The organism is Prosthecobacter sp. SYSU 5D2, from assembly GCF_039655865.1.
Taxonomy (GTDB): Bacteria; Verrucomicrobiota; Verrucomicrobiia; order Verrucomicrobiales; family Verrucomicrobiaceae; genus Prosthecobacter.
Map to the genome: position 1 here is coordinate 603,102 of NZ_JBBYXL010000001.1, position 13,308 is coordinate 616,409.

The window sequence follows — 13,308 nt, forward strand, 5'->3', positions numbered from 1 at the left end:
TACAGAACTGAACCGGCCTAGCTTTGCAGCGCCAGTGCTTCGGGCTTGATGTTCTTGTGGAAATCGGGGCCCTGGACGGTGGCGGCGACGTAACCGGCGCGGATGACGAAGTCACCGAAGTGCTCTCCATCCTGACGCTCCTTGGCATAATGCTCGAGGATAGGATCCAGGAGAGGCTTGATGTCTTTGGAAGGCACGTCCTTGCGGAAGAGCTTGCTCAGGCGCTGGCCAGCGTGGCCGCCGCCGAGATAGACGTTGTAGCGGTCCGGGCCGAAGCCGACGAAGCCGATCTCGGAGATGAAGGGTCGGCCACAGCCGTTAGGGCAGCCGGTCATGCGCATGGTGATGGAATCGTGACGCAGGCCGACTTCCTCGAGCTTCTCTTCAAGCTGGGTGACGATAGTGGGCAGGAAACGCTCGGCTTCGGCCAGGGCCAGGGCGCAGGTCGGCAGGGCGACGCAGGCGATGGTGGCCAAGCGCAGGGCGCTTTGTTCATGGCTTTTGGCCATGCCATACTTCTCCAGGAGGGCCTCGATCTGGGAACGCTTGGCCGGGGAGACCTTGGCGATCATGAGGTTCTGGTTCGCAGTGAGGCGGAAGTCACCGTCATGGATCTTGGCGATCTCACGCAGGCCGGTGCGCATGGGGTATCCTTCGGTATCGAGGACGCGGCCGCCTTCGACAAAGAGGGTATAGTGGGAATCCCCGGTCTCATCTTCCACCCAGCCGAAGCGGTCGCCGTTATCGGCGAACTTATACGGGCGGGCAGGCTCAAGGTTATACCCGAGGTATTCGTTGAGCTTGTTGAGGATCCATTCCGGGCCGTAGTCATCCACGGTGTATTTGAAGCGGGAATGCTTGCGGTCGGTGCGGTCGCCGAAGTCACGCTGCACGAGCACGACCTTTTCGGCCACGTCCACGACCTGCTCCTTGGTGCAATAACCGATGACATCGGCGATGCGGGGATAGGTGGCTTCATTGCCGTGGGTGGAGCCCATGCCACCGCCCACGGCGACGTTATAGCCCACCAGCTTGCCGTCCTCGACAATGGCGATGAAGGAAAGGCAGTTGGCGAAGATATCCACGTCGTTGCTCGGTGGCACGGCGATGGTGATCTTGAACTTACGCGGCAGGTAGGTCTTGCCGTAGATGGGCTCCTGCTCCTCCTCGCTGGACTGCACCTTTTCACCATCCAGCCAGATTTCGTGATAGGCACGGGTGGCCGGAGTCAGGTGGGCGGAGATGTCCTTGGCGGCCTGGAGCACATCGGCGTGCACGCTGGACAGGTAAGGGTTCGGATTGCACATGACGTTGCGGTTCACGTCACCGCAGGCGGCGATGGTGTCCATGGCGGCGTCATTGATCTCCTTGATCGTGCGCTTGAGGTTGGTCTTGATGATGCCGTGAAGCTGGAAGGCCTGGCGGGTGGTCAGCTTGATGGTGCCGTTGGCGTAGGTATCCGCCAGGTGGTCCGTCTGCAGCCATTGCTCCGAGGTGGCGACGCCACCAGGAACGCGGATGCGCAGCATGAAGGAGAAGGCCTTTTCCAGGCGGTGCTTGCGGCGGTCCGGACGGAGGTCGCGGTCGTCCTGCTGGTAGCTGCCGTGGAATTTGATCAACTGCTGGTCGTCTTCGGACAGGGAGCCGGTGGAAAGATCGGCGAGACCTTCGGCGATGGTGCCGCGCAGGTAATTCGACCGGGTCTTGATGCCTTCATTGGCAGAGAGTTGCTTTTCGCTCATGGGGGTAAAGGGGGTGGGATTTGAGCTCCTTGGAATTTAATATACGTCCCGCTGGTAGCGGCGGGCTTTTTTGAGGTCCTCAATGTAGGACTCGGCGGCTTCGCGTGATTTGCCGCCCTGTTTTTCGACCACGGTGAGGAGGGCTTCGTTCACATCGTGGGCCATGCGGGTGGCATCGCCGCAGACGTAGAAGTGGGCACCTTCCTCCAGCCAGGCATACAGCTCCTTGGCACGCTCGAGCATGCGCTGCTGCACGTAGATCTTCTCGGGCTGGTCACGGGAGAAGGCGACGTCCAGTTTGGTCAGCGTTTTGCTGGCCAGATGGTCCTGCCATTCCGTCTGGTAAAGGAAGTCGAACATGTAGCGCTGGTCGCCAAAGAAGAGCCAGGATTTGCCTTTCTGCTCCAGGGCGGCGCGATGCTCCACAAAGGCGCGGAAGGGAGCCACACCGGTGCCTGGGCCGACCATGATGATGGGGGTATCCCCGGACTCTGGCAGGCGGAAGTTTTTGTTCTGGTTGGTATAAACCGGGACTTTGTCCCCCGCTTTGACGAGGTCGGCCAGGTAGGTGGAGGTGACGCCTTTGCGGTGACGGCCAAAGGTTTCATACCGCACGGAGGCGATGGTGAGGTGGACTTCATCCGGATGCGCCAGCGGGCTGGAGGCAATGGAATAAAGGCGCGGCGGCAGGGGGCGCAGGATGGAGATGAGGGCTTCCGGGGACAGGCCCTTGGGGGCGAAGTCTTCCAGGGCGTCCACGATCCAGCGGCCATGGAGGTAGTCCTTGAGCTTTTCCTTGGCGGGTTCCGCCAAAAGGGTGGCCAGTTTTTTGGATTTGGTGACTTCCTGGAGCTTGGCCAGCACCGGGCGGGAAAGCGCGGTGATGTCCAGGTTTTCCTGGAGGGCATAGTTAAGCGCCTTGGGGCCGACATCGGGCACCTGCACGGTTTCAGAGCCGGTCAGCTTGGCAGCCTTCATGAGGTCTTCGACCACATCCGGGGCATTGATGGGGATGACGCCGAGGGAATCGCCCGGCTCATAGGTGAGGCCGGAGCCTTCCAGGGAGAGTTCGTAGTGCCAGGTTTCCTTGGCGGTGCCTTTGCCATTCAGCAGCACGCGCTCCTTCAGCTCGGCAGCGAAGGGATTGGCCTTGTCATATTCGGTGGCGACTGGAAGGGCAAAACCGGTGAAGACCGGGGCGGGGGCGACGGCTGCCACGGCGGGGCCAAAGGCAGTCAATGCTCCGTCCAGCCAGGCACGGTGGGGTTTTTCATACTGCAGGTCGCAGTCCACACGGGGGTGAATGCGCTGGGCCCCGAAGGATTCCAGGCGGGCATCGAAGTCCTTGCCCATCTGGCAAAACTTTTCATACGAGGTGTCGCCGAGGGAGCAGACGGAGAAACGCAGCTTGGGCAGGCTGAGCGTTTCGGTCATGAAGGCCTTGTAGAAAGCGGTGGCGGTTTCTGGTGGCTCGCCGTCGCCCCAGGTGCTGATGATGACCAGGAGGTTTTCCACCTTGGCGAGATCCGCAGGCTGGATGTCCGCCATGTTTTTGACGGTCGGGGCGAAGCCGCGCTTCTTGGCTTCCTTCGCGGAGAGGTCGGCCAGCTTTTCCGAATTCCCGGACTCGGACCCGTAAAGGATGGTGAGCTTCAAGGCGGCAGCCGCTGGGACGACGACGGCGGGCGCTGCGTCCCCTGCGGACAGATAACCGGCGAGCCAGAAGCGCTGGGCAGGTGAGAAACTCGCGATGAGGCCATCCAGGGCCCGGCGGAGGTCAGGTGAAAAGGGGGAGTGCTCAGGAAGCATTTCGGGAGTATTTCGCAGGAGGGTGGGACTGAAAACCGTCAAGCCGGGGCGTGGCGGGCGTCTAAATTAGCCAAAATCGGGCTGTCGTCGAGTATTCGTGTGAAATGAGAGGTGGTTAGGGGTGGAAAAAAGGCCGAAAGGGACGGTAAACGGGATTCATGAGGGCAAGATGCCGGGTCCATGCAAGGCGGACAGATGCAGAAGGGTGGAATTTGGCAGGATACAGGTGGGGATGAGATTGGAATTGGGCGGGCATGGCGCACTCAGGGGCAGGTTGATGGTGCCCGTATGTCACCAACTTTGTCGAAAGCGGCGCTGCCGAGGCAATGACTTGCGTCTTGCCTCTCTGCGCCGCAGTCCGTGACGCTTTGCGACTGCGATGGCCGGGTGAGTGAACGGCAGCCCTTAAATTCATTTGGCGCGTTAAAGTATTTTAACACAGCTCTTTAAATGCATTTGGAGCGGTTGGTGAATTTATAAACGCCCGAAAGGCCGGATCTGAGCCTTCAGCGCCACACGGCACCCGCTTTAGACCTGTCTTACGGCACGACCTACCTCAGCCGTCACGCATCTACTCAAACATACGTCAAATCTGACGTACGTTGATTCTGACGTATATCGCATAGCACCGTGTGCCTGGCTGCAAGGCTCCCACGTCCTGTTTCCATTCCGATCGCCATACCCGCGCGGAATGGAAACAAGGCGGTTATCCTGCGAGGCTCCTCATCCCAAGGCCGCATAATCAAGGTCTGAGCACTGTTTGCGCAGATGCCGCATCACCGCGTCCGTCTCTGCTTCTGTCATCTGGCGAGGGAAGCGCTGGGTGATGAAGCCTGCCAGGCGTGTGTAGCTTTCCACCAAAACTGGGGCCTTGGGCGGACCGCCAGTGACAAACCAGCCCGGAAAGGTCAGAGCCGGGTGCACCTTCGTGTCCACATTCAGGTGCTTCTTCAGGTCCTTGCGCAGCCATTCAGCAGTTCGCTCAGCTTGTTCCAGTTCGCGGGTGCTAGTTCTCCGAGGCCAGCAGAGCATCTCTCCATTGTAGGTCACCTTGTGGCCATCCTTGGTGTCCTTTGGCTTCCGGTGGGTCTTGGTCTCCACCACGACCACGACTCCGTTACCAACGACGACGTGATCCAGGTTAAATGGCCCGCCGCCGCCGATGCAAGGCACGTCGTGGAACACCTCATAGCCCTTCTGCTTCAGACACTCCAATTGATCCGCAACGGCCCGCTCGCCAAACCAACCCAGCCGGTGATTAATGATCCCGTCCATGAACTTGTACATCCACCGTAAAGCCAGGCCAAGACTTAGCAACATTGGAACGACCGCCCAGACCAGCCACCACACAGACCCCTTTGGAATGATGCTGTTTGTCAGCTTCACGCTCAAAACAAAGACCGCCAGAGGAACCATCGTCATCACGGCTAGACGCCATGCGAATCCTTCGAAGGAACCCTCCATTTTCAGCCTCAAATGCTCCCCTGGTTGACGCCTCAACCGGATGTCTTCCCCCAACGGATGTTTGGTACGCCGCCTCCTCAGCCGCCAGGAAAAAGAGCCCAAAAAGAGGGCGATGACCACAACGAAATAGATGAGCCACCAAAAGCTCTGCCAGGGAATTTGCATTTTTTCTCTTGGCAAAAAGACCCAGCTAATCAAGTAATTTTACATTAAGATTAATGCTGCAAATTTTCCTCCGCTTCAACGACCGTTTCATTGCGCCCGCCTGTGGATGACGCGCCATGATTGACACCCGCTACTTACAAGGCTCTCTTCAGCGAACAGCGTGTCATACGCCTTATGGTACGAACACAGAGTTTGAGCAACCAGATGGTCGTGACCAATACCATCACGAAGAAAAGCCAGCGGCTGGGATAGATACGTTTATGAGCCAGTTTGGCAGGATTTTGAAACCAGGCATGGATCAGCCCTTCTTCATCCTTTCCCTTTTGGACAGAGGCACTGAAGTAATCTCCTTCATGGATATGGTGGAACCGCCACCACTTCTCCTGCCCGGCATACTTGACCGGTAGGGTGACCTCCTGCTCATGCCCATGCAATACCACGCTGCCCACCTCCGAATAGGCGTCCAGGCGTGGACTGTGCGCCTCACTATTTTTTGTGATCCTTCGGAGGAGGCCGATGCTTTCCGCAATCTCGGCGTCCGACTGGAATAAGTAGATTTTGAAATTTGAATAGAAAAGCCTTCGGTCCACTTCCACCCATTCGATTTTGGTAACGCCAAGCTCCGCTACCGACGCACTTCCATTCACAACGTCCCAGGGATGAAACTCCTCATGAAACTCCGCCTGAGTCTGGGTGCAGGCAAGGCTGAACATGGCCATCAGGGTGGAGATATAGCGCATATAGGAGTGATGAAGCAGAGACTGTTGAGGCCCGGCATTCAAGAGTCATCCAACGATTTAGCCGACCCGACGAAATACCCCGTTTCTATTCTGCTTGGGTTTAGGGGAACAAAATGAAAACGAGAAATCGGGCTTCCTTTTACCGGTCAGCGGCACCGTCGAGGTTTCCAAGGTCCACAGGAGGCGGAGGGCTTGGAAGAAGGTGCAAATTGCTGGTGGCGTAAATAAAGCGGGCGGTGATGGGCTCGGTCGGGGGGCGATCTGGGAACCGGGCGGGCATGGCCCACTTAGGGGAGTTTGGTGGGGGAGGAGGTCGGGGGCTTCGGCGGGAGCGGTGTCGTCGAGGCAAGGTTGCCCTTGCCTCTTTTCCACCGCACTCCATGACGCTTCGCGGCTGCGGGGATGCACACTGACCGGCTAAAGCCGGAACTACAATACGTTGACGGGGAGGGGACTTGGCAAGTCCCGCTCCTTGTTCAGATCAGTCTTTGCACTGGCAGAGCCATTCGGCTTTGTTGCAGCCGGAGCAGTTGCTGGTGTCGTAGGCCATGCGGGCGGTGATGGGCTTGGAATCGGGGGTGGGGCGGTATTGGAGGATGAGCCACTGGCCTTCGGCGATGACGGGGAGGGTGAAGCCTTTTTTATCCTTTTCGACGGTGATGCGGGTGGGCTTGTCGCGGTCGCCGGTGCTGGCGGTGAGCTCCTGTTTGTCCAGGGAGACGGGTTTCATGTCCTTGTCGAGGAGGGCGATGTGGAACTGGCCTTTTTTAACGGTGACCTCGCCGTGCATGGTTTCGTCTTTGCTGAATTCGACGATGCGGCCGCCGTTGGGGCCGAGTTCGACGCCTTCATGGGCGAAGGTGAAGGCGGTGATGAGGCTGAGGAGGGCGATGAGTCTGGTTTTCATGGTGGGATGCTATTCTATTGGGCTGGGTGTGTTTGTGTGGTTTCTTTTTAATGAGCGGCTGGGGCTGCCAGGCGCAAAGCTTTTTCCGCTGCGCGCCGTCCGAAGACGGAGAATACGGCGGGAGTGACAGCAAAATCCAATAATGTGCTGCTAATGAGGCCGCCGACGATGCAGACGGCGACGGGGTGGAGGATCTCTTTTCCTGGCTCGCCAGCGGCGAGGACGAGGGGAATGAGGGCGATGCCGGCGCTGAGGGCGGTCATGGTGACGGGGACGAGGCGCTCCAGGGTGCCGCGCTCGATCATGGCGCGGCTGAAGTTTTCGCCCTCGTGCTTCATGAGGTGGAGGTAATGGCTGAGCATCATGATGCCATTGCGCGCGGCGACGCCGCCGACGGCGATGAATCCGACGAGGGTGGCGATGCTGATATTCCCCACCAGCAGCCAAGTGAGGGCGAGGCTGCCCATGAGGGCGAGGGGGAGGTTTAACAAGACCTGGCAGGCGAGCATGAGGCTGCGGAAGTATCCCCACAGCAGCAGGAGAATGACGAGAAGGACGATAGCGAAGAGGATGAGGATGCGCTGGGTGGCCTCCTGCTGGGCCTGGAACTCGCCCTCATAACTGATGAAAAATCCCTCCGGCAGGGTGACTTTTTCAGCGACCTTATTTTGAAGCTGGGCAACGAGGGTGCCGACATCGCGGGCGCTGGGCTTGATGCTGACGACAAAGCGGCGCTGGCTGCCCTCCCGCTGGATGGCATTGGGGCCTTTGGCCTCGCGCACCTGGGCGACGAGGCGGAGGGGAATGCGGGGGCCGCGAGTGGTCTCGATGGGCAGGCTGGCGATTTTTTCGGCGGAATCGCGCAGGTTTTCCGGCAGGCGGATGGCAAGGCCGATGGTGCGCTGGCCATCGCGAAGCTCGGCCACATTTTGGCCACCGACGAGGGTGGAGAGGACTTCGTTGAGGCGGCCGGGAGTGATGCCATAAGCGGCGGCGCGGTCGCGATCTGCCTCGATGCGGAGCTGGGGGATGAAGGACTGCTGGTCGAGCTTGGCGTCTTCAAATCCGGGGATGGTCCGGGCAAGAGTTTGTACCTGGGTGCCGAGGGCGCGCAGGGTTTCCAGATCCGGGCCGAAGATCTTGATGGCGACGGGGGCGGAGACGCCGCTGAGCATGTGGCCGATGCGGTCGGCGAGGGGACCGGTAAGGACACTGAAGGTACCGGGCACGGTACGGATGCGGTCGCGAATGTCGGCGAGGATTTCTGCGCGGCTGCGGCCGGAGGTGGCATTGAAGTCCACATCCATCTCGGCGGAGCTGATGGGGACCACGTGGTCGCCACGCTCGGCGCGGCCCAGGCGGCGACCGACCTGCCGGACCTCAGGCACCTGCATGATGAGAGATTCCACGACATCGGCCATGCGATTGGTTTCTTCCAGGGAGGAGCCGGGGGCGGCGGTCATGGAGACGAGGGCGGTCTCCTCTTCGAAGGCGGGGAGGAAATCCTGGCCCATGCGGGGATACAGCATGGCGGCGGCGAGCAGCAGCATGAAGGTGAGGCCGATGATGAGGAAAGGCTGGCTGAGGCTGAGGCGGAGGATGGTGTTTTTCAGCAGCCATTTGAAGGCGGCGGTGAAGCGGCCTTCGTGATGCTCCTGGCCGACTTTCGGCTTTAACAGCAGCGAGCAGAGCACCGGTATAACCGATAGTGATACCACGAACGAGGCCAGCATGGACAGGATGGTGGCGATGGCGATGGGACCGAAGAGGCGGCCCTCAACCCCGGTGAGGCCTAACAAGGGAAGGAAAACCAGGATGATGAGGACGGTGGCGTAGAGGATGGAATTTCGAACTTCGCCGGAGGCATTGGCAATGATGGTGAGCTGATGGGCCTGCTGCCTGACGGGATCTGGCTGGCCTTTTAAAACCGGCGGTCCGGCACCGGCCTGACGCAGCCGGCGCCAGACGTTTTCGACATCCACGATGGCATCATCCACCACCATGCCGATGGCCACGGCGAGGCCGCCGAGGGTCATGCTATTGACACTGATGCCGAGCATCTGGAAGACCAGAATGGTGATGGCAAAAGACAATGGCATGGCCATGAGGGTGATGAAGGTGGTGCGCACATTCAGCAGGAAAAGAAAGATGACGATGGTGACCATGATGGCCCCATCGCGAATGGCCTCCTGGAGGTTGCCAATGGCGTGCTCGATGAAATCCGCCTGGCGGAAAAGTACGATGGCTTCGACACCGGCAGGCAGGGTGGGCTGGAGGCCGGCGAGGGCTTCTTCGATCTGGCGGGTGAGCGTGAGGGTGTCAAAACCGGGGGCTTTGGTGACGCTCATGATGACGCCCCGGGTGCCATTGACACTGGCATCTCCACGCATGGGCTCGACGCCCCAGGCGACCTGGGCGACATCGCCAATGGTGACGATGCGGTCATCGGCGTGACGGATGACGGTTCGCGAGAAGTCCTCCAGATTGACGGTCATGGCGAGGTTTCGGACCATGATCTCGCGTGGGCCGGCATTGAGGAAACCGCCGGTGGTGTTGGTGGCGGACTCACGCACGGCACGCTCAAGGTCTTCAAAGGTAACGCCGTGGGCCTGCATTTTCAGAGGGTCGGGCTGAATTTGAAGCTGCTTCACACCGCCGCCCATGTTGAGCACTTCGGCGATGCCGGGGATGGCCTGAAGACGGCGGCGGATGGTCCAGTCGGCCAGGCTGCGGACTTCCATGGCGGGGACTTTTCCATCAGTGCTGCGGACGCCGACGAGGAGGATTTCACCCATCAAAGAAGCCACGGGCGTGAGGAAGGGCTGGGTGTCCGGTGGCAGGGTGCCACGGGCTCCGGCCAGGCGCTCTTGAACAAACTGGCGTGCGCGGTAGATGTCCGTGCCCCAGGCGAATTCCGCAAACACCAGCGACAGGGAGATGTCCGATGTGGAGCGAAGCCGGGTGAGGCCGGCGACACCCATGAGGGAGCTTTCGATGGGCTGGGTGATGAGTGCCTCCACCTCCTCTGGTGCGAGGCCTGGGGCCTCCGTGAGGATGGTGACGGTGGGTTTGGTGAGGTCTGGAAGGACCTCGACTGGCAGCTCGCGGACGGTGCGGGCACCCATGACCAGAATGAGGACGCACGCGCCGATAATCATGGCGCGGTGGTGCAGGGACCAGAGGATGAGGCGGTTCAGCATGGGGTTAGGCGATGGCTGAATTCCGCTTCCACGACACAATGACGAGCAGCATCAGCAAAAGGGCGGTGCTGGCGGCGAAGAGGAGGGTCAGCTGGTTCCAGGAGGAGTCCTCGTGGCCATGGTCGTGATCGTGTGAGTCTTCGGCGGATGCGGCTTTTTCGGTGCCGTCTTCGTTGTGCTCGTGGCCGTGGGCGGCGTCGAGGGCTTCTTTGAGGCTGGTGGTGCCGCCTCCGGCGAAGGCGAGGGCATAGGCGCCCTGGGTGACGACTTCATCGCCCGGGAGAAGACCACTGAGGATTTCCACGAACACATCGTTGGTTTGGCCAATGACGACGGGGGCTTTGACGAAGGCATTGGGAAGCTCGAAGTCTTTAACGAAGACGAAGCGGTTGATGCCATCGCCCTGAAGAGCGGCCCGGGGAATGACGGAGACGTTTTCCCGGCGGCTGAGGACGATGGAGAACTCGGCGCGCATGCCGGGACGCAAGAGAAGGTCTTCATTGGGGAGGTGGAAGGCGGCTTCGACGGTGCCGTTTTCTTCATCGGCATAAGCGCCGATGTGGGCGAGCTTGGCCTCGAAGACCTGGTCAGGAAAAGCGGGCAGGCGGATGCGGGCGGTCTGGCCTTTTTCCAAACGACCGGCGAGATGCTCAGGGACTTGCGCGGCGGCCTCGACCGTTTCCAAATCCACGATTTCGATGAGGGCCTGGTCGGGGGTGATGGGCTGGCCTTGGGTGATGTCCACCTTTGAAACCAGGCCGGCCATGGGGGCGGGGAGCATGATGGTGGGCGGGGGGTCGCCTGGCTGGCGGCTTTCCACCCAGGCGAGTTCGTCGCCTTCCTCCACCTGCTGGTCAGGCAGGGCAAGAACGCTGAAGGCGCGCCCGGGGATGCGGCTGCTGACGATGGCGCGGCGGCCGGGGAGGATCTCGAGATGGCCTAACGCAAAGATGGTTTCTTCGAAATCGGTCTCCTCGGTTTCGACCGTTTCCAGGCGCAGGTTTTTGACGCTGATTTCATCCAGAATGACGCGGTTACTGTCTGCGGCGAGCAATGGGACCGACAGGGCCCAAGCGATGAATGAGAGATATAAGAAGCGAGACATGGGGGAACGGTCAAAGATTGACACCGGCGACCTTGAGCAGACGCATGGTGAGGAGGTAAAGGGCGACGGTGAGGACGATGCCAGCGCCGAAGCCGGGCCAGAAGCCGCCGAGCTTTTTGATGAGCCAGGGCATGAGGATGAACATGGGCAGGGTTGGCAACACATACCAAAAGGTGCCGTAGGCGTGGCGGCCGATAAGGGCGGAATCCTTCGTCTCCATATACAGCCAGATGAAGGCGAGGACGGAGGTGATGGGCAGGGAGTGGATGATGCTGGCGGCGGCGTTGTTGCGCTTGGCGATCTCCGTGATGGTGACGATCATACCGGCGCTGAGGAAGAGCTTGATGAGGTAGTAGGTCATGGCTAGAATGCGTTATTTGTTAGGCGAGTGAACTTCACTTCCCGCACCGACGGCGGCTTCGTAACGGATGCGGGCGAGGTGGAAATCGCGGGTGGCATCAAGAGCGGCGGCCTCGAGCTGGAGGCGCTGGTCGCGGGCGCGGAGGAGGGTGAGGAGATCGCTCTGCCCGGCCTGGTAGGCGGCTTCGAGCTTGTCCGTTTGCTCTTTGACGAGGGGGAGGAGTTTGTCGCGTGTCTCGGTGACGAGGGCAGCATTGGCCTCCATTTCACGGCGGGCGGTATCGGCCTCGCCGGTGATCTGGCTGCCGAGGGCATCGGCCTCCAGGCGGGCGCGCTCAATGCTGGCGGCCTTTTCGGCGATCTCACCCTGATTGCGGTTCCAGAAGGGCAGCGGGATGGAGAAACGGAAGCCGACAAAGCCGGTGCGCTCCGTGCGGGTGGAGGTGATGTCCTGCTGCTCGCGTGCAGCGAAGAAACCCGCGCTGACATCCTGATAACGGCGGGCTTGCGCAAGTGAGGCTTCCGTTTGGGCGGCCTCAGTCCTGGCCTGGGCGAGCTGGTAATCGGCGCGCTGCTGCCAGGAAGATTTGGCGGGAAGGGTGAGGGCGGGGAGGTCGCCCGTGAGGTTCAAAGGCTGTGCGGGGCTGAGTCCGAGCATGGGCTTGAGTGCGCCCTGGAGGCTGAGGGATTCGATCTCGATGCGACGGGATTCGAGGAGGAGGCGCTGCGCATCCACCTGGGCCTGGGAGGCATCCAGGGGAGAGAACTCACCGGCTTCAGCGCGCGTTTTGGTGAAGCTGGAAAGCTCCTCGGCCAAGCGGGTCTGCTGCTGGCGCAGGGCACGCTGTTTTTCCAGGGCGAGAAGGCGGACAGCGAGGCTGCTGGCCTCGGCGATGAGGCGGCGTTCGACGTCTTTGACCTCCAGTTCTGCGGCAGTGACAAGCTGGGCACTGAGGTGTTTTTCCAGGCCCAGGCGGCGGGTGATGGGGAAGGACTGGTCCAGGGAAAAGGTGCTGGAGCGGGGGGAGACGCGGCTTTCGTTCTGGAACTCGTAGCCTAACGAAGGATTCGGCAAGCGGCCTGCGCCAAGCTGGCGGCCACGCGCTTCCTCCACGGCCATGCGGGCGGCGAGGAGCTGGGGATGATGACTGCGCACGCGGGGTGCGATTTCACTGAGGGTCAGGGCCGGGGCGGGGCTGGCGGCGAAGGCCAGCAGGAAAAGGGGCAGGATGCGAGAGTGCATAGCGGATGAGCATTTGAGAAGGGAGGCCCAGGCGGAAGCCTGGGACATGCAGGGACGACGGGCGGGTACAGATCATCATCGTGGATGACGGCACCGGGTCCGTTTCTCAAACGCGCAGGGAGATCGTGCGGGTGAGCACGTGGGGCCATCGTCGGCCAGAGCCATCATCCCGGGGCGGAGGCAGCGGCGTGGCGTCCTGGTCATTGACGGCCAGAAGCATCGTCAACGGCTCCAGGATGGCCAAAACGGCCAGGATGGGGGCCGGAAAAGAGGCCATCTGGGCGGCAAGCTGCTTGGCCTTCACGGATTCCTTCAAAGGCGTATGCTCATGAGTGTCATCATCCGTGTCGTGGTCATCGTGATGATGAAGGGGCTCCTCCTCATCGTGACAGGTTTCACCATGAGGACCGTGGCAGTGATCAAAGGCGATGATTTCAACCCCGCCGGTGCAATCGCAGACATACCCGCGCGACATGCCAAACACCTGCGCCCAGCCAAGTGCGAGAAGCACCAGGCAGATCAGGGTTTGGGAACGGGCGAGGGAACGCATGCACCGTACATACGTCTGTGACG

10 protein-coding genes are annotated in these 13,308 nt (G+C 60.7%); all 10 read right to left on the reverse strand.

What is annotated here, in order from left to right:
* Positions 1-17: 17 nt before the first annotated feature.
* The gene (locus WJU23_RS02525; protein WP_346330953.1) at positions 18-1,742 is read right to left on the reverse strand and encodes an NADPH-dependent assimilatory sulfite reductase hemoprotein subunit; all 1,725 of its coding nucleotides are present in this window, start codon (positions 1,740-1,742) and stop codon (positions 18-20) included.
* A 36-nt stretch (positions 1,743-1,778) separates the two neighbouring features.
* Positions 1,779-3,551: a flavodoxin domain-containing protein gene (locus tag WJU23_RS02530; protein ID WP_346330954.1), complete on the reverse strand. Its 1,773-nt coding sequence runs from the start codon at positions 3,549-3,551 to the stop codon at positions 1,779-1,781.
* A gap of 723 nt (positions 3,552-4,274) precedes the next feature.
* Complete coding sequence (locus WJU23_RS02535) at positions 4,275-4,826, reverse strand: nuclease-related domain-containing protein (RefSeq protein WP_346330955.1); 552 nt, start codon at positions 4,824-4,826, stop codon at positions 4,275-4,277.
* A gap of 488 nt (positions 4,827-5,314) precedes the next feature.
* On the reverse strand, positions 5,315-5,920 hold the full coding sequence (locus tag WJU23_RS02540; RefSeq protein WP_346330956.1) for a hypothetical protein: 606 nt from the start codon (positions 5,918-5,920) through the stop codon (positions 5,315-5,317).
* A gap of 481 nt (positions 5,921-6,401) precedes the next feature.
* A complete protein-coding gene (locus WJU23_RS02545; RefSeq protein ID WP_346330957.1) occupies positions 6,402-6,827 on the reverse strand; it encodes a hypothetical protein in 426 nt (141 codons plus the stop codon).
* A gap of 47 nt (positions 6,828-6,874) precedes the next feature.
* Positions 6,875-10,027, reverse strand: a complete 3,153-nt coding sequence (locus tag WJU23_RS02550) for an efflux RND transporter permease subunit (RefSeq protein ID WP_346330958.1) — start codon at positions 10,025-10,027, stop codon at positions 6,875-6,877.
* 4 nt (positions 10,028-10,031) lie between these two features.
* Positions 10,032-11,132, reverse strand: coding sequence for an efflux RND transporter periplasmic adaptor subunit (locus WJU23_RS02555; protein WP_346330959.1), 1,101 nt, complete (start codon positions 11,130-11,132; stop codon positions 10,032-10,034).
* 10 nt (positions 11,133-11,142) lie between these two features.
* On the reverse strand, positions 11,143-11,493 hold the full coding sequence (locus WJU23_RS02560; RefSeq protein WP_346330960.1) for a DUF3147 family protein: 351 nt from the start codon (positions 11,491-11,493) through the stop codon (positions 11,143-11,145).
* Positions 11,494-11,505: 12 nt separating this feature from the next.
* Entirely contained in the window at positions 11,506-12,735 is a 1,230-nt protein-coding gene (locus WJU23_RS02565; protein ID WP_346330961.1) for a TolC family protein, read from the reverse strand.
* Between the two features lie 106 nt (positions 12,736-12,841).
* Positions 12,842-13,285 carry a hypothetical protein gene (locus WJU23_RS02570; protein WP_346330962.1) on the reverse strand — a complete coding sequence of 148 codons (444 nt, stop codon included), beginning with the start codon at positions 13,283-13,285 and terminating at the stop codon, positions 12,842-12,844.
* Positions 13,286-13,308: the final 23 nt, after the last annotated feature.

What these genes read in the sequence shown, in the direction of transcription:
- WJU23_RS02525 (WP_346330953.1), bottom strand. Translation starts at nt 1,742, where the DNA reads ATGAGCGAAAAGCAACTCTCTGCCAATGAAGGCATCAAGACCCGGTCG.
- WJU23_RS02570 (WP_346330962.1), bottom strand. Translation starts at nt 13,285, where the DNA reads ATGCGTTCCCTCGCCCGTTCCCAAACCCTGATCTGCCTGGTGCTTCTC.
- WJU23_RS02560 (WP_346330960.1), bottom strand. Translation starts at nt 11,493, where the DNA reads ATGACCTACTACCTCATCAAGCTCTTCCTCAGCGCCGGTATGATCGTC.
- WJU23_RS02545 (WP_346330957.1), bottom strand. Translation starts at nt 6,827, where the DNA reads ATGAAAACCAGACTCATCGCCCTCCTCAGCCTCATCACCGCCTTCACC.
- WJU23_RS02530 (WP_346330954.1), bottom strand. Translation starts at nt 3,551, where the DNA reads ATGCTTCCTGAGCACTCCCCCTTTTCACCTGACCTCCGCCGGGCCCTG.
- WJU23_RS02550 (WP_346330958.1), bottom strand. Translation starts at nt 10,027, where the DNA reads ATGCTGAACCGCCTCATCCTCTGGTCCCTGCACCACCGCGCCATGATT.
- WJU23_RS02535 (WP_346330955.1), bottom strand. Translation starts at nt 4,826, where the DNA reads ATGGACGGGATCATTAATCACCGGCTGGGTTGGTTTGGCGAGCGGGCC.
- WJU23_RS02565 (WP_346330961.1), bottom strand. Translation starts at nt 12,735, where the DNA reads ATGCACTCTCGCATCCTGCCCCTTTTCCTGCTGGCCTTCGCCGCCAGC.
- WJU23_RS02540 (WP_346330956.1), bottom strand. Translation starts at nt 5,920, where the DNA reads ATGCGCTATATCTCCACCCTGATGGCCATGTTCAGCCTTGCCTGCACC.
- WJU23_RS02555 (WP_346330959.1), bottom strand. Translation starts at nt 11,132, where the DNA reads ATGTCTCGCTTCTTATATCTCTCATTCATCGCTTGGGCCCTGTCGGTC.